The sequence below is a fragment of the Actinophytocola sp. genome (assembly GCF_036002505.1).
Classification (GTDB): Bacteria; Actinomycetota; Actinomycetes; order Mycobacteriales; family Pseudonocardiaceae; genus DASYTH01.
Window position 1 is genome coordinate 1 of record NZ_DASYTH010000054.1, and the last position, 16115, is coordinate 16115.

Genomic DNA, 16115 nt, shown 5'->3' on the forward strand with positions numbered 1-16115 from the left:
GCAGCGGTGTGCGGTCAGCGCCGGGATGCCGAGGCTGGCGCCCAGCTCGAAGGGCGCCTCTTCGGGGAGGGGTACTGCCTGCCGGGCGGGTACCGTCACGTACTCCTGTGCCGTCCCGTCGGTGCGTTGCCAGGCCGCCTCCCACAGCCATACCCGCTGGCCCACGGACAACCCGCCGGCCCCCGGGCCGATCGCGTCGACCACGCCGGCGCCGTCCTGGTTGGGCACGATCTCCCCGTCCGGCTCCGCCGTGCGGCGGTGGGCCTTCCAGTCCGTCGGGTTGACCCCGGACACCACGACCCGCACCCGCACCTCGCCCGGACCCGGTTCGGGCACCGGCCGCTCGATCAGCTCGAAACCGCCGTCCTTCGCGTAGATGATCGCTCGCATATCCGTTCCAAGCCGGTGCGCCGGCGGCTTGTTCCCGACGATCGGCGGGTCCATCTGTTTGGGCCCAAATGGTTACCCTGCGGGGTGTGACCGGCAACCACACGCACCAGGTGCGGATGCGAGCCGTCGCCAATCTGCACCGGGCCGCCGCCGCGGTCCGGCTGCACCTGGAGAACACCGTGCTGCGCGAGCCGGATCTGACCTGGACCGCGTTCACCGTGCTCCGGGTGGTGTGGATCTGGGGTGAGATGGAGACCCGGCACGTCGCCGCCGAGGCCGGGATCAGCAAGGGCACGCTCACCGGTGTGGTGAAGACGCTCGAGGCCCGCGACCTGGTCCGGCGCACCCGGCACGCCACCGACCGCCGGCTGGTCCTGCTCTCCCTGACCCCGTCCGGCGAGCGCCTGATGTCCCGGCTGGGCCCGGAGTTCACCGCGGCGGAGGATCTGGTGACCCGGCGCCTGGCCGCCGCCGACTGCCGCAATCTGGCCGACCTGCTCGGAAAACTGGTGAACTCGGCCGAGAGCTGAACCTGCTAGGTTGTTTGGGCTCAAACGACCTGGGAGGCGCGCCTTGGTTGCTGTGGACACCAGAAACGTGGATTCCAAACATTGGATCGGCGGCAAGCGGGTCGACTCACCGGCGACCTTCCCGGATCTCTCTCCGATTGACGGCACGGTGATCGCCGACATCGCCCGCGGCGGGGCGATCGAGGTGGACGCCGCGGTGGCCGCCGCTCGGGCGGCTTTTCCCTGCTGGGCCGGCACATCCCGGGCCGAGCGGGCCCGGGTGCTGCACGCCGTCGCGGACGGTGTGGAGCGGCGGATCGACGAGCTCGCCGCGCTGGAGGCCGCCGACAGCGGCTCGGTGGTCCGGTGGAATCGCGGCACGATGATGCCCAGGGTGGTACGCAATTTCCGGTTCTTCGCCGATTGGCTGACCAATTCCCTCGGCCATCCGGATTTCCATACCGATGGGCATGAAAACCACGTGACCTGGGAGCCGGCCGGGGTGTGCGCGCTGATCACCCCGTGGAACGCGCCGCTGATGCTGGCGTCCTGGAAGGTCGCGCCGGCGCTGGCGGCCGGCAACTCCGTGGTGCTCAAACCCGCGGAGTGGTCCCCGCTCACCGCGTCGCTGCTGGCCGACATCGCCGCCGAGGCGGGCCTGCCGGACGGTGTGCTCAACGTGCTGCAGGGCTACGGCGACGAGGTCGGCGCGCTGCTGGTCGAGCATCCCGACCTGGACCGGATCAGCTTCACCGGGTCGGTGGCCACCGGCCGGCTGGTCGCGGCGGCGGCCGGGGCCAACCTCACGCCGGTCAGGCTGGAGCTGGGCGGGAAGTCCCCGCTGCTGGTGTTCGCCGACGCCGACCTCGACCTGGCCGTCGACATCGCGGTCGGCCAGTACGCCAACGCCGGCCAGTTCTGCCTGGCCGCGAGCCGGGTGCTGGTCGACGCGGCGATCGCGGACGAGTTCACCGAGCGGTTCGTGGCCCGCGGAGCCGAACTGCGGCAGGGCGATCCCCGTGACGAGCAGACCGATGTCGGCCCGCAGATCCACCCCGAGCACTTCGCCCGGGTGGACGGATTCGTGCTGCGTTCGCTCGCCGGAGGTGCGACGGCCTTGCTCGGCGGCGGCCCGAACGCGGATCTCGGCGGGCTGTACTACCAGCCGACGCTGCTCACCGGCATGGCGGAGGGCGCGGAGATCCTCACCGAGGAGGTCTTCGGGCCGGTGCTCACCCTGCAGACGTTCGACACCGAGGAGCAGGCCGTGGCGATGGCCAACGGCACCCGGTTCGGGCTGTGCGCGGTGGTGCTCACCGGCGACCGGGACCAGGCCCGGCGGGTCAGCGGCGCCCTGGCGGCCGGCACGGTCTGGGTGAACTGCTTCTACGTGCGGGACCTGCGCGCCCCGTTCGGCGGCGTCAAGGAGTCCGGCATCGGCCGCGAGGGCGGCACCTGGAGCTTCGACTTCTTCTGCGACGTCAAGAACACGGTGACAAGGCACTGAATGACCCATTCAGTGCGCCAGGCGCACTGAATGGGTCATTCATGGCACGAACTAGCTCACGTTCAGCGCGAAGTCATCGACCACGAAGGACGTCTGCAGCGAGATGTCCTCGGTGCCGGTGAATCCGAGCGTCACGGTCTGGCCGGCGAACGCGGCCACGTTGAACGTCCGCAGCTGGTAGCCCGCCGCCTTGTTCAGGTTGGAGAACGTGGCGATGGTCGTCGAGCCCATCCGGACGGTCAGCCTGTCGAACTGGGTGGTGGTGGTCGTCTCCGAGGAGTCGATGTGCAACCAGAACGTCAGGGTGTAGTTGGTGCAACCGGCCGGCAGGGTCACCGACTGAGACAGCGTGTCGGTGTGCGTGGTGCCGTAGCCGTCCATCCAGGCGAACCGGGTGCCGCTGTGCGGCACCTGCCCGGCGAACGCACCGATCACGTTGGCCGTCGCCGTCCATGGCGCCGAACCGACCTCGAAGCCCGGGTTGCCGATCTTCTGGCCGGGGCTCGAGCAGCTGCCCGGCGGGACGATCGTCCAGGTGAACGTGGTCGAACCGCTCTGCGGCGGGCTGGCGCTGTCCGTAGCGGTCACGGTCACGGTGAACGTGCCCGCGGTGCTCGGCGTGCCGGAGATCAGGCCGGTGCCGGCGCTGATCGCGAGGCCGGTGGGCAGCCCGGTGGCCGACCAGGTCAGCGCGCCGGTGCCGCCGCTGGCGGTCATCTGCAGGCTGGTGGCCACGCCGACGGTGCTGGTCCGGTTGCCCGGGTTGGTGACGACCGGTGCGCCGCCGACGGTGCAGGTCGGGTCGGCGGTCTGGGCCGGCACGCTCACCGCGTCCCACGCGGCCTTCACCACGTTGAAGTTGGCGCAGTTGCCCGGGGTCAGGTTCTTGGCCGCCTGCAGCGTCCAGGTCCGGTAGCGCAGGTACGAGCTGCCGGTGGTCTTCATCAACATGGCGTTGTAGAAGATCGTCATGGCGGTCTGCAGGCCGATGCCGGTGATCGTGGAGCCGTTGCACGTCGTGCTGGCCGGTTGGCCGTTGGTCGGGTTGCTGCCGTTGACCAGCAGGTAGTACCAGTGGTTGCCGGGCCCGGCCGCGGCGTGCACCTCGGTGCTCGGGATCGCGGTGGACCAGCAGTTCGGGTCGCCGAGCGCCGCCGGGTTGAACATGTTGCGGATCGGGCCCTGGCCGACCAGGTTGATCTCCTCGCCCACCAGGAAGTCCGGCACGTCGAACGGCGAAGGCTCGTTGGCGAAGCCCTCGGTGGTCGCGCCGAACACGTCGGCCACGAACTCCTGGGTGCCGCCGCCGGAGATGCCGCCCGGGGTGTGGTCGTCGATGCCGTGGCCGAGCTCGTGCGCCACGACGTCGATCGAGCTGATCCTCTGGTTCTGCTGGTTGTGCCCGATCTGGACCTGGGTGCCGTCGTAGAAGGCGTTCAGGTCGTTCAGGCCGATCCGGATCGGCCAGCCGCTGCCGTTGCCGTCGAAGCTGTTGCGGCCCAACCACTGCGAGAGCATCTGCTCCTCGGTCTCGGCGGCGAACAGCGCGTCCAGGCCCTCGGTCTCGCGGTCGGTGGTGTTTCCGTTGCCCCACACGTCGTCCGCACCGCTGAAGGTGGCGTTGCCGGTCGCGTTCTGCGCCTGGACCGTGGGGTGTGCCGGGTCGCGCAACAGGAACGTGCTGCCGGACTGGGTGGTGCTGACGGTGATCGGGTTGGGGCCGTTGTAGCCGGACGTGCCGGTGCCGTGCATCACGTGTTCCTGGGTGTGCAGCACGGCGCCGGTGGCGGCGTCGACCGCGACGGTGAGCCGGCTCGGGCCCTCGGCGTTGCTGCCGGCGACCGTGGTCTCCCAGGCCAGCTTCGGGCTGCCGAGTGCGAAGACGGCCAGCCGCGTGCTCTCCACCCGGTCCACGGTGGACAGCTGGCCGCGGGCCACGGACTCGGCCTTGTCCTTGCTGACCGACGGGGTGGTGCTGGCCAGGTTGATGGTCTGGTCCTGGGCGACCGAGGTGCTCAGCACCTGGCCGGCCGCGTTGGTGACCACGACGAAGTCGCCGCCGACCACCGGAAGGCCCTTGTAGCTGCGGTCGTAGGAGACGTACTGCAGGCCGTGGGACGAGATCACCCTGTGCTGGGTGAAGGAGTCGTCGGTGCTGGCGTGCAGCTCGGCGGAATGGTTGGCGACCAGGCTGCTCGCCGCGTCGGCCGCCAGCGTCGCGGCGTCGATGCTGGCGCCACCCTGGGGTTGTGCCTGTGCGGTGGTGGCGGCCACGGTGGCGGCGATCAGCGCGCCCGCCGCGGCTAAGACGACAACGCGTCTGCGTGTCATTTATCGATCTCCTCGCAGGGCGAACGCGACCCCAGAATTGCCCTCGCTGGGATCGCATACGGATAGAGGTTGAGCGGAACAAGGATGGTCGCTCGCAGTCCGTGGCACAAGAGTGGCCGACCGTCAACGTATTAACAGATACGGAGCGGCTAGGGGGTTGCCGTGTTAACGAGCGCAAACCGGGCAAACCGGGGCGCCCCCGGTCACCGAGCGTACCGGCGTTATTGGCAAGGATAACCATGTTCCATCACTGGGCGAGTGCGGCGGACTGACGGTGTGGAACCCGTTCTGGCAGGCGCTTTCCATCGCCATTTCTGAAGGCGGTCTCACATTGGTCAGAAAATGCCACTGAAAGGTCAACGAGATGTCGTGGCCGCGCCGGTGACGGCCGCCTCCATGCCGCGCAGCACGGCTTCGGCGTTGGCGGGGGAGACGTGCCGGGTGTCCACGCGCAGGCGGATGTCCACTGTGGCCGGCACGTTGTTGATGTGGAGGAAGAACCGTTCGCCGGTCTGGTTGACCGGCGGCACATGGCGCAGTGTGGTCCGGCCCGCCGCCCGCACCTGCTCCGCGGTCGGTGCCGGCCGGGTCTGGTCATCGCGCTGTACCCGGCGGTCGTTGTAGTAGCACGACAGTTCGATCCGCTCGCCCCGCTCGGCTTGGACGCGGTTGATCAGCTCCTGCCTGGCGACCGGGTCGGAGTACGCGTTCTTGGTCGCGCGCAGGGATGCCCGCCAGGCCCGGGCGACGACCTCGTCGAAGCTCGCGTCGGCGTCGACGACGCACAACCCCGGGTGGCTGACCGTGCTGACACTGTCCGCGAGGCCGGGCCGGAACCGGTTGCTCACAACGCTTTGCGTGACGACCGGGTTGATGCCGATGACCTTGGCCTGCGCCACCGCGAACGCGGCGAGCAGCACCGCCGAGGTGGTGACGGCGTTGCGGGCCGCGACCGCGAGCGCGGCCAGGTGCGCCGCCGGGGAGGAGAACCAGACCTCCCAGAAGGGAGGCACGTGTGCGTCGGTCGGCCCGGGGAACCGCCGGGCCGGGATCGTGCGCAGCGCGTTCTCCCAGTACCGCAGGGCCGCCTCGCTCTGCCGCCGCCCGGCCGGCGACCGCTGCCATCGGGCCTGCTCCAGCGGCGGCATCCCGGTGACCGGTCCCGCTCGGTCCATTGTGGACAGCTCGGCCTTCAGCACGGCCAGCCCGAACCCGTCGCTCGCCAGATGGCTGCACAGCGACACCAGGTGCGTGGGCCGGCCCCCGTGCCGGACCGCGGCCATCCGCACCGGCCACTCGTTGACGTAGTCGAACTCCACGTCGTAGTAGCGGGTCCACAACGCCTCAGCCACCCCGCCCGGGTCCCCATCGGTGTCCACGATCTCCAACGGGAACTCGCCCGCGCTGCTGACCACCTGCCGAGGCTGGTCTCCGGCGCCGAACTCCAACCTGGTCCGCAGCGAGGGATGACGACTGATCATGAACCGCACCATCGCCGCGACGTCCTCGACGGTCGCCCCCTCCGGTAGCGGCACCACGCCACCGATCCCCAGCGACGACCGGTTCCGCCGCATGGCCGGCCACATCTCACGTTGTCCCCAGGACAGCTCACCGGAACCCGAGCCGTCCCCCTCGAACCCAACCAGGATCTGCACCCAACCGAATATGTCACGCTTTCCCTGACGCACAAGGGATGTGGCCGATTTACCGCGTTCCTGCCCAAACCGCGTCAGGCGGGCACCTCGATCCGTTGCCTCCCTCAAGCGACGGCGCTGACCAGCGCGGACTCCATGCCGTGCAGGAACGCCTCGGTGTCGGCCGGCGACACGTACCGGGTGTCCACCGACAGCCGGATGTCCACGGTGCCCGGCACATCGTTGATGTGGAAGAAGAACCGCTCGCTCGACCCGTCGATCGGGCGCACCCAGCGCAGCGTGGTCCGGCCGCGGGCGGCGCTGATCTCCGGTGCGCCGGGGATGTGCCCGTTCGGCTCCTCGCGGTGGCGCACCCGCCGGTCGTTGTAGAAGCAGGAGAGGTCGACCGGCTCGCCGCGCTCCCGTTCGACGCGCTCGATCAGCGCCTGCTTGCCGGCCGGGTCGAAGTAGGCGTTCTTGTTCGCCCGCAGCAACGCCCGCCAGACCCGGACGACGGCCTCGTCGAACGGGACGCCCGCGACGTCGATCACGCACAGGCCCGGGTGGCTGACCGTGCTGACCGAGCCGGCGAGGCCGGGCCGGAAGCGGTTGCTCACCACCACCTGCGTGACCACCGGGTTGACGCCGGTCACCGTGGCCAGCGCCACCGCGAACGCGGCGAGCAGCACCGACGAGGTGTTGGCCGTGGTGCGTGCGGCGATCGCGAGGGTGGCCAGATGTGCCGCGGGCGAGGAGAAGTTGACCTCCTGGAGGGTCGGCTCGTGCCACCGGTCCGAGCCGCGGAACCGGCCGGGCGGGATGGTCCGCAGCACCGTCTCCCAGTACGCCAGCGCCGCGTCGCTCTGCCGCCGCCCGGCCGGACTCCGTTGCCAGCGGGCCTGTTCCAGCGGCTGGGTCGCGGTCACCGGGCTGGCTCTATCCATTGTAGACAGTTCGGCTCGAAGCACGTTCAGCCCGAACCCGTCGGTGGCCAGGTGGGTGCAGACAAACACGGCATGGGTGGGCTGGCCGCGGTGCCGGACGACGGCCGCGCGCATCGGCCATTCGTGGACGTAGTCGAACACCACGTCGTGGTACCGGGTCCACAGCGCCGCGGCGAACCCGGCCGGATCCTCGTCGGTGTCGATGATCTCGAGCGGGATCTCGCCCGCGCTGCTGACCACCTGCCGGGGCTGGTCTGCGGCGTCGAACCGCAGCCGGGTGCGCAGCGACTGGTGGCGGCTCATCATGAACCGCACCATGTCCGCGACATCCTCGACGGTCGCGCCGCCGTCCAGGGGCAGGACGCCGCCGATCCCCAACGACGACCGGTGCCGGCACATGGTCTGCCACATCTCCAGCTGGCCCCAGGAAAGCTCACTGGAACCGGAGCCGTCACCCTCGAACGGCACAAGGATTCGCACCCAACCGAATATGTCCGCGCTTTCCCTGCCGCACAAGGGACATGGCTGATTTACCGCTCGCCCGTCCAGCCCCGCCAAACGAACACCTCGATCCGGACCACCGGACCCTCCGGCGGCTGTTCGGAGTACTGCGCATACTTGGCGGCCAATGCCCTGAGCGGTTCGTCCTGTTCATCCTCGGGCAGCACCTCGGCGAGACCATCGGCCCGCACCCACCACAGCCGCGACCAGTCCTCCTCGTAGTGGTCCGCGAGCAGGCACACCTCCGGCCGCTCCCGGATGTTCCGCAACCGCCGAAGATCGTTGGTGCGCTTGGGTTTGTGGTCCACAGCCGTGAACACCACGTCGCCGCGCACGGCGAAGGTGACCGGCACCAGGTGCGGCCGGCCATCGCGCCCCACGGTGCCCAGCCGCGCCACCCTCGCCGCGCTGAACCGCGCCCGCGCCTGCTCCTTGTCCACGTCCACCGGATGAGGCTAGAGGAACAGCGGCATCGGGTTGAGATCCTCGTACCCGGTGGGCGTGGCCAGCCGGCCGAGCCGGACCGGCACGTCGTAGAGCCGGCCCGGGGCGAAACGCGCCCAGAAGCCGCGCAGCCCGGGCACGATGACCTTCACCACCGGCAGGCCGATGTCCGGGCGGGTCTGGTCGAGCACCAGCACCTCGAGTCCGGCCGCCTCGAGCCGGGCGCGCACCGACGCGGTGTCCTCGGCGATATCGGCCGTGAAGGCGTACCCGTAGTCCGCGGGTTCACGTTGCGGCACCGAGGGATCCGGAACCAGGTACAGCGCCTTCGCCACGGTGGCGTGCGCCCACCAGCGTCGCGCGTCCGGATCGTCCGAAGTGGACTCCTCGGTGAGCATGGCGGGCAGCAGCTGGTTCAGCTCGGTCAGCGCGCGGCGCAGCGCCGTCGCCGGGTCGAGGTGCGCGCCGAAGCCGAAGATGATGTCCTCCCGCGGCCCGCCGGTCCGGCGGGACACCGCGACCATCACCGGTACGCCGAGGTCGGAGGTCACGTCCAGCACCCAGACCTCGCGGGCAAGGCCGGCGTAGACGTCCTGGAGCTCGGTGAGCCAGGGATCGCCGAACGCGTCCAGCGCCACGCCCGGCGCCCGGGTCCGGTTGTACCACCAGATCGCCACCGCATCGCGCTCCACGAGCTCGAGCATTCCCTGCAGCACGGCGTCTTCCAGGGTGGCGCCGGCCGCGTTGCCGTTCGAGTCGGCGCGCACGTACACCGGACCGTGGCCGGCGGGCCCGCCGAAGTACAGCAACCCGGTGGGCAGCAGGCGTTCCCGCTCTCCGGTGAGCGACCAGACCGGCGTCCAGTCCAGCACCGCCTTGCTGTCGAACGGATCGCACACGTACTGGAAGGCCGCGTGCGCGGCGTTCCACCGGGCCCGGTCCGGGTACTGGCGCGGGTGGAACAGCTGGCAGGTGTCCGGGTGGACGGCGGCGCTGCCGAGCTCGTCGAAGCTGGCCCGCACGCGTTCCTCGTCGCCCTCGAACCATGCGCTGTGCCGTTCCAGGCCTTCGGCCAGCGCGCTCACCTCGGCGTCGACCGGCGTGACCCCCTTGCCGCCGTTCTCCTGCCGAAGGGCTCCGCGCAGGTGCTCCGCACCCCGGGCGCCGAGCGCGAGGTTCGGGCCGGAGCGGAAGGCGTTCAGGAACACCGGACCGCGGGTGTCCCGCCGGATCTCCTTCACCACACCGGTCACCGGGCTGACCAGGTGCCGGTAGGTGTCCAGGATCCGCTCCGGCGGCACGGCCCGGTGCCCGCCGCCGGTGGTGTGCGCCTTCGGCCGGCTGCCGAGCACCACCGGCCGGCGCGCCTGCCGGCGCATGATCGAGCTGTCGCCGCACGAGGCGCACTGCGGGCGCGCCCGGATCTCGTGGTGCCGGCCGGTCAGGTCGCGGCTGTCGAAGATCCATACGTGGCGCTGCCCGGGATGGCGGTGGCCGGCCAGCCAGTTGCCGGCGTCCAGCGCGACCAGGTTCAGCGCCACCGCGGTCAGCGCCGGAACGGTCGCCGGCGCCCCGGCCACCGGGCGGGGCAACCCGAGCGCGGTCCGCACGTGCGCCTCGACCGGGCGGTTGGCCCGCAACCGGGTGGCCAGGCAGTGCCAGCACGGGCCGTCTCCGGGGGTGAACACCGGCCCGAGCCACACCCGCGGGCCGGCCGGCCGCGCCAGCAGCCAGGGCCGGCCCGCCGCGCGGTGCTCCGCGTCGATGCCGGCGAGATCATCCGCCAGATAGTCGTCGCACAGCACGACGGACAGGTCGGCGGGACCGGTGCCCGGCTCCGCCTTGAGGCCCGCGGCCCGCAGCGCGTCCAGTGCGGGGCCGGGCTCGACCCCGGCGGTGATCAGGGCGATCCGGCCGGGCTCGGCCTCGCCGGGCGCCACCCCGCAGGCATCCTGGTAGGCGAGGGCCAGCGGATCGGTGTCCGGCCCGGCCGGTGCGCGCAGCGCGACCAGACCGCGGCGGCCAAGCTTGGCGAGATCAGCCGCGACCTGCTCGGGGTTCGCGCCGGGCGGCAGCTCCCGCCGCAGCGTCGCGAGATCACGGCTGCCGTCCAGGAGCGGTGCGAGGTACTCGATGTACGGGCCCCGCAGTGCGGTCACCGAGTCTTCGGAGAAGACGTAGACCGCGTCACCCGGCACCACTTCCACGCGGAGGTGCCGTCGGAATCCGATGAGCCGATCGCCGGGGCCGCCGGCGACCATCAGCTCTCGAGCCGGTCCGGCGGCGCGAAGCAGGGGCTGACGCTCCCGTCGCCGAAGCAGGCACTGAAGGCCGCCCTGTCGGTGTCGTGCGGGTCGGGGCTGAAGCACGGGTGGCCGTTGCCGTCGCTGCAGAAGGTCGACGTGCAGAACGAAGCCGTCAGGCTCTCGAAGTCATCGATGACGAGACTCGTCGTGACGCTGGGCAGCCGAGCCGGATCAAGGTCGAAGGCCGCCGCCAGCGTGGCGTCGAACTGGTCCATCAGTCCTCCCGATCGGTCGCCGAGCATTGCCAACCTGCCAGTGCGCGGCGTTCCCGTCAACACCACTCCTCACTGGTCATCCAGGGCGATCCGGTCCCGAAGCTGCCGCGCTCCGTCAGCCGCGACGACCGCCAACCGTTCCAGGCTGTCCACGTCGGCGAAGTCCATGATCACGTCTGGGCCGGTGCGTCCGAAGTGGATCGCCGCCCCCAGCCCGCCATCGCGTTCCATCGACAGCGTGATCTCCACGTCCGTATGCACACCGATGGTCGCGTACACCAGTGCTGGATCCGTCCTGACATGCGTTTGCACGGTGACCCTCCTAATTGGTCCGAAGCCGGGGTGGGGCATGATGAGGAGTATCTGGCGGCCGTCATCATGCCATGAGGAATAAAGTACATCCGGCATCGTGGCAGCACCTGTACCCGAAAGAATGAATCTGACTCCCCAGCAGGGACGGAGAGTATGCCTGTCTCAACCACGCCAACCGTGATCCGCCGCTACGTGGCCCTCGAACTGCGCCGGCTCCGCGAGGAGAAGGGTGACATCAATCAGACCAAGGCCGGCGAATACATCGGTTCACGTTCACCCCAATCGGTGATCGCGAAGTTCGAGAAGGGCGACCGGATGCCGAAACTGGGAGATGTCCGCCTTCTCCTGGATCTCTACGGCCACCCCGAGCTGTTCGATCAGTTCCGCGACCTGATGCTGCACACCGCATCGCCCGGACCGGCCTTCGACCTGGACAACGTCAACCTGCCCGAGAACTTCGACATGTATCTGGGTTTGGAACAGGGCGCGTCCAAGATCTTCTCCTACGGCGCGATGACTGTCATGGGTATCTTGCAGTGCCGGCCCTATGCCAAGGCTCTGCTGCGCGGCCACGATCGGGGGTTGTCCGAGGGGCAAATAACGACAACGCTTGATTTGCGGATGCGTCGCCGGTCGGCGCTCGACCGGGCGGACCCGCAACTGGAGTTGGTTGCCGTGATCGATGAGTCAGCGTTGCACCGCCAGATCGGCGGGCCGGCTGTGCTGGCCGAGCAACTCGACTACCTCGTGTCGGCCGCGGGCCGGCCGAACGTGACCATCAGGGTGCTGCCGCACTCGGTCGGCGTGCATCCGGCGCTGCATGGGCCGTTCATCTTGCTGGACTTCCCGATCAAGCGGGATCCCGGTGTGGTTTACCTGGAAGATCGAATCGGAGGCCGCTACCGCGATGACGTCCCCGATATCGACGAGTACCGGTCGGTGGCGCAGCGGCTGCTGGAGCTGGCGCTGTCCGAGAAGCGATCGGTGGCATTGATCAAGAAGGTGCGAAGGGAGATAAGAGCATGAACCCAGCACAGTGGGCCTGGCGGAAGTCGTCCAGGTCGGCGACGAGCGGCGAGTGTGTCGAGGTCGCGTGGGCGTGGCGGAAGTCGTCCAGGTCCGCGACGGACGGCGACTGTGTCGAGGTCGCCTGGCCAGGCCGCATCGTGGCCGTTCGCGACTCGAAGAACCCGGCGGGCGGCCACCTGACCGTCGATCCGGCCGCGCACGCGACATTCCTCGCGATGCTGCGGAACGGCCACTGACCCGTCCGGTCGAGAACGAGTGTGGTACCGAGAGCCCACACGCCGGACAGCACGGAGGTCTCGACCACGATGCATCCTCATGATGACGAGCTCGCACGATTCGAAGCGCAGGGCGCACCGGGTTTGCCCTCAGCCGCCGGGCAAGGCCATGTGGAGCATGACGGCGCGCGCATCTGGTACACGACCTACGGTGCGGGTCCGCCGGTCGTCATGCTGCATGGCGGCCTCGGCCACAGCGGCAATTGGGGCAACCAGTTGCCGGCGGTGATCGGGGCCGGCTGTCGCGCCATCCTCGTCGACAGCCGTGGCCACGGCCGCAGCACGCGCGACGAGCGGCCGTTCACCTACGAGCTGATGGCCTCCGACGTCCTGGCCGTGATGGATGCCGTGGATGTGGACAAGGCCGCGTTCGTCGGCTGGAGCGACGGTGCCTGCATCGCGATGATCCTTGCGATGCAAGCGCCTGAGCGCGTCAGCGGAGTATTCTTCTTCGGCTGCAACATGGATCCCAGCGGCACCAAGGAGTTCCGGTCCACGCCGGTCATCGACCGCTGCTTCGCCCGCCACGCCAAGGACTACGTGGGCCTGTCGGCCACGCCCGGCGGATTCGCGGACTTCGTCGACGCGGTCACCCGGATGCAGCGGACCGAGCCGAACTCCACCGCGCACGACCTGGCCCAGATCCGCGTGCCCGTCACCATCGCGCACAGCGAGCACGACGAGTTCATCAGGCGCGACCATGCCGAGTACCTCGCGCGGACAATTCCCGGCGCGGACCTGTCCATCCTCCCCGGCGTCAGCCACTTCGCGCCGCTGCAACGGCCCGAGGTGTTCAACGTGGAGATGCTGAGCCTCGTCCGCAGGGCGACGGCAGTCACCTGATCACCGTCCTCGACCGGCGCCTGCCGGTGGCCTTCTCGGTGGAGAGACCTTCGGCGAACCACTACCGAGCCGAAACCGTTTGGGGAGCGCTGTTCCAGCCGGTGAGCGAGACCACGGGGGTGGCGCCGTGGAGATCGGTGACGGCGTAGCGGGCGGTGATGGTCTGGGTCTCGCCGGGCCAGAGGGTGAGGTTGTTCTCGCTCCACAGGATGGGGAGCACCTGGTTGTCGCCGGGGAGTGGGGAGCCGGCGGTGGTGCCGCGGCGGACGTCGGCGCGGAGTTGGAAGCCGACCGTGGGGCGGGACGACACGTTGCGCACGGTGACCGTGGTGATCATGTCCTCGCCGCTGGGCGCGGAGCTTGCCGTGACCTGGATCTGGGCGGGCGCAAGGGTTTGCAGGCCGGTGAGGTCGGCGTAGCCGTTCGGGGCGAACTCGGTGCCGCTGCCCTCGCCGAGGGTCCGGGCGAAGTCGACCACGTCCGGTTTGGTGGACAGCCAGTAGACGTTGCGGCTGACCACGCGGTCGCCGGCGGTGAGGGTGAGCTTGAGGAAGTAGGTGGGGGAGATGCCGGTTGGTACCGCGGGGCGCAGCACGGTCGCAACGTCCTGACTGGACAGTGCGGGCACGTCGGCGCGGTGCGTGGCGCGCGTGGTTCCGTTGAGGTCGACGAACTCCGCCGCGACCCGCAGCCCGGTCTGCCGCTGCCGGGTCAGGTTCGCCACCTTGATGGAGCCGTCGTCGTAGGCGTACATCACGTGCACCGGCTCGCCGGCCTTCTGCGCGCCGAAGTAGACGCCGGGCTGGTCGAGGTCGAAGCCGTAGAGCTCCCACTGCAGGGACGGCCACGCCTTGTTGAGCTGCCAGTAGATCAGGCCGGTGCTCGGGTTGGCCGGGTCCTTGGCGTGCCCGAGGTAGGCCTCGAACTGCGCGCGGGTCACCTCGTACCCGCCGGCCTGCGCGATGCGCTGGTAGGACGCCAGGTCCGACCAGTGGCCGTAGCGGTTCCACAGTGGAGTGTTGTAGCGGCCGAGCCGGCCCACGGCGGTGTAGTCGTCGAAGGGGCTGGTGTGGTAGATGTCCGGGCCGGTGCCCTTTCCGTTGGTGGAGCTGACATCCCAGAGCTGGCCCTGCTCGGCCGGGGTGAGGAACCGGTTCAGCGAGTCGGGTGTCGGGATCGTGTTGCCGTTCCCGGTCTCGGTGTCGTAGCCGAACGCGCCGCCGGCGTTGGTGAAGTCCCCGCCCAGGTTCATCTCCGGCCCGTTGTTCCACCAGTAGCTCGGCGGCGAGTAGTTGTACGGCCCCTCCTTCGCGCCTGCCTGCCCGAGCTGCGCGGACGCCTTGTACTCGGCCGAGGCGATCTGCGGCAGCGCCCAGTCGGCCGCCCGGAACGCGTCGAGGAAGATCTTCTCCTTGTCCGGGTCCGGTTCGTTGTCGCTGCCCTGGAAGAAGCAGAACACGCTGGGGTGGTCGCGGAACCACCGCGCGACGTTCGCCGCCTGGTTCGCCGCGCTGGCCTTGATCTGGGCGTTCCACCGGGACGAGTCCTGCTCCCACTTGTCGCAGCACTGCCAGCCCGGCATGGCCAGGACGCCCATCCGGTCCATCTGCCGCAGCATGTCGTCCGGCGGGAAGTTTCCCTCGAGCCGGATCGTGTTCAGCCCGAGGTTGCGCACGTAGCTGAGCTGGTCGTGAATGTTCTTGGGGCTGTAGCGCAGGAACAGCTCCTGCGACCACCCGCCGCCGCGGATCACGAGCGGCTGACCGTTGATGACGAACTGCCGGTACCCGTCCGGCGCGAGCGTCCGGCCCGGCACCACCGGGGTCAGGTGCGAGGTGACCGTGCGGATGCCGAAGTCCTCGGCCTGCTCGTCGCTCCGCGTCCCGCCGGCGTCGGCCCGCACCGCGAGGTGGTACATCGGCTGGTCGCCCATCTGGTAGGGCCACCAGACCGCCGGGTGCGCCAGGCGCAGCGCCGGCAGCGTGACCGTCCGGGTGGTCCCCGCCGGCATCGTCACCCTGGTGCTGAACGGAAGCAGCGTGCCGGGCCGGGAGATCTCCCCGGACACCGTGGTGGTCACCGCGGCGCCGGTGTTGTTGCGCAGGTCCGCCTTGACGGTGAGCTCGGAGCTGCTCAGGTCGGCCGCGTTGCGCTGCACCACATGGGCGTTGCGCACCGAGATCGCGCCGTCCTGCTCGAGCGCGGGGGCGAACTGCAGCCCGGTCCAGTTGTCCGGCGAGTCCGGGTTCCAGTCCACCATGTCCAGCGTCAGGAAACCCTTGTTCTCGCTGGTGTCGTTGCGGAACATGTCCAGCGCGATCGCGTTCGCCCCGTCCCGCAGGTGCGGCGTGAGGTCGTACTCGAACCGCGAGTACGCCCCCTGCAGCTGGCCCTGATCGGCGATCTTGGTGCCGTTGACCCACAGGTTGGCGCGCGACAGCACCCCGTTCATCACCAGGAACGAATGCCGCCCCGGCCGCGGGTGCAGCGTCACCTCGTTGCGGTACCACCAGTTCACCGTGAACTGGTCGGCCGGCACCCGGGCCAGGTTGTCGGACCTGAAGACGTCCGGGAACCGCCCGTTCTCCAGCAGCCCCGCCATCAGCGTCTCCGGCTGCGAGATCGGCAACCACCCCGCCGTCGAATACCCCGGCTGCGAGACCCGCGCCCCCGCATCCCGCACCACCGCCGAGGACTGGATCCTCCACCCCTGCACCAGCTCGCCGGCCGGCGTCCCGGCCGGCTCCGCCCCCGCCCCCGAGACCGGAAGGGTCGCCAGAACCAACGACGCGACGATGGCGAACTGCCGCATGACGGCTCCCTCGAGTCCGGTGCTAGTAGATAGGAACCTTAACTAACAGATAAGGTCTAGTCC

14 protein-coding genes are annotated in these 16115 nt (G+C 69.7%); 5 read left to right on the top strand and 9 right to left on the bottom strand.

Going from position 1 to position 16115, the window contains the following annotated elements:
• The coding region (locus VGR06_RS03875) for an alcohol dehydrogenase catalytic domain-containing protein (protein ID WP_327557542.1) at nucleotides 1-390 on the bottom strand (390 nt) is incomplete at its 3' end.
• 86 nt (nucleotides 391-476) lie between these two features.
• On the opposite strand from VGR06_RS03875, the gene VGR06_RS03880 reads away from it, so the two are divergent.
• Both VGR06_RS03880 and VGR06_RS03885 read left to right on the top strand, forming a co-directional pair.
• A complete protein-coding gene (locus tag VGR06_RS03880; RefSeq protein ID WP_327557543.1) occupies nucleotides 477-920 on the top strand; it encodes a MarR family winged helix-turn-helix transcriptional regulator in 444 nt (147 codons plus the stop codon).
• Between the two features lie 67 nt (nucleotides 921-987).
• A complete protein-coding gene (locus tag VGR06_RS03885) occupies nucleotides 988-2406 on the top strand; it encodes an aldehyde dehydrogenase (RefSeq protein ID WP_327557544.1) in 1419 nt (472 codons plus the stop codon).
• 51 nt (nucleotides 2407-2457) lie between these two features.
• Here the strand turns inward: VGR06_RS03885 and VGR06_RS03890 are convergent, their stop codons facing one another.
• The 7 genes from VGR06_RS03890 to VGR06_RS03920 all read right to left on the bottom strand — a co-directional run bounded on the left by VGR06_RS03890 (nucleotide 2458) and on the right by VGR06_RS03920 (nucleotide 11093).
• Nucleotides 2458-4737, bottom strand: coding sequence for a M4 family metallopeptidase (locus VGR06_RS03890; RefSeq protein WP_327557545.1), 2280 nt, complete (start codon nucleotides 4735-4737; stop codon nucleotides 2458-2460).
• A gap of 356 nt (nucleotides 4738-5093) precedes the next feature.
• Entirely contained in the window at nucleotides 5094-6392 is a 1299-nt protein-coding gene (locus VGR06_RS03895) for a condensation domain-containing protein (RefSeq protein WP_327557546.1), read from the bottom strand.
• 104 nt (nucleotides 6393-6496) lie between these two features.
• A complete protein-coding gene (locus VGR06_RS03900) occupies nucleotides 6497-7795 on the bottom strand; it encodes a condensation domain-containing protein (protein ID WP_327557547.1) in 1299 nt (432 codons plus the stop codon).
• 50 nt (nucleotides 7796-7845) lie between these two features.
• Entirely contained in the window at nucleotides 7846-8256 is a 411-nt protein-coding gene (locus tag VGR06_RS03905; RefSeq protein ID WP_327557593.1) for a TIGR03668 family PPOX class F420-dependent oxidoreductase, read from the bottom strand.
• 15 nt (nucleotides 8257-8271) lie between these two features.
• The gene (locus tag VGR06_RS03910) at nucleotides 8272-10521 is read right to left on the bottom strand and encodes a TOMM precursor leader peptide-binding protein (protein ID WP_327557548.1); all 2250 of its coding nucleotides are present in this window, start codon (nucleotides 10519-10521) and stop codon (nucleotides 8272-8274) included.
• Complete coding sequence (locus tag VGR06_RS03915; protein ID WP_327557549.1) at nucleotides 10521-10781, bottom strand: hypothetical protein; 261 nt, start codon at nucleotides 10779-10781, stop codon at nucleotides 10521-10523. The genes VGR06_RS03910 and VGR06_RS03915 overlap by 1 nt, the downstream gene beginning before the upstream one ends.
• Nucleotides 10782-10850: 69 nt before the next feature.
• Nucleotides 10851-11093 (bottom strand): hypothetical protein, encoded by a 243-nt coding sequence (locus VGR06_RS03920; protein ID WP_327557550.1) that lies wholly within the window; start codon nucleotides 11091-11093, stop codon nucleotides 10851-10853.
• A gap of 153 nt (nucleotides 11094-11246) precedes the next feature.
• Between VGR06_RS03920 and VGR06_RS03925 the strand changes: the two genes are divergently transcribed.
• From VGR06_RS03925 to VGR06_RS03935, 3 genes are all read left to right on the top strand, one after another.
• The gene (locus VGR06_RS03925; protein WP_327557551.1) at nucleotides 11247-12119 is read left to right on the top strand and encodes a helix-turn-helix transcriptional regulator; all 873 of its coding nucleotides are present in this window, start codon (nucleotides 11247-11249) and stop codon (nucleotides 12117-12119) included.
• Nucleotides 12116-12358 carry a DUF397 domain-containing protein gene (locus VGR06_RS03930; protein WP_327557552.1) on the top strand — a complete coding sequence of 81 codons (243 nt, stop codon included), beginning with the start codon at nucleotides 12116-12118 and terminating at the stop codon, nucleotides 12356-12358. The genes VGR06_RS03925 and VGR06_RS03930 overlap by 4 nt, the downstream gene beginning before the upstream one ends.
• Before the next feature lie 69 nt (nucleotides 12359-12427).
• Nucleotides 12428-13240 carry an alpha/beta hydrolase gene (locus VGR06_RS03935; RefSeq protein ID WP_327557553.1) on the top strand — a complete coding sequence of 271 codons (813 nt, stop codon included), beginning with the start codon at nucleotides 12428-12430 and terminating at the stop codon, nucleotides 13238-13240.
• Nucleotides 13241-13301: 61 nt separating this feature from the next.
• Here the strand turns inward: VGR06_RS03935 and VGR06_RS03940 are convergent, their stop codons facing one another.
• Nucleotides 13302-16052, bottom strand: a complete 2751-nt coding sequence (locus VGR06_RS03940; protein WP_327557554.1) for a glycosyl hydrolase 2 galactose-binding domain-containing protein — start codon at nucleotides 16050-16052, stop codon at nucleotides 13302-13304.
• Between the last annotated feature and the right edge of the window lie 63 nt (nucleotides 16053-16115).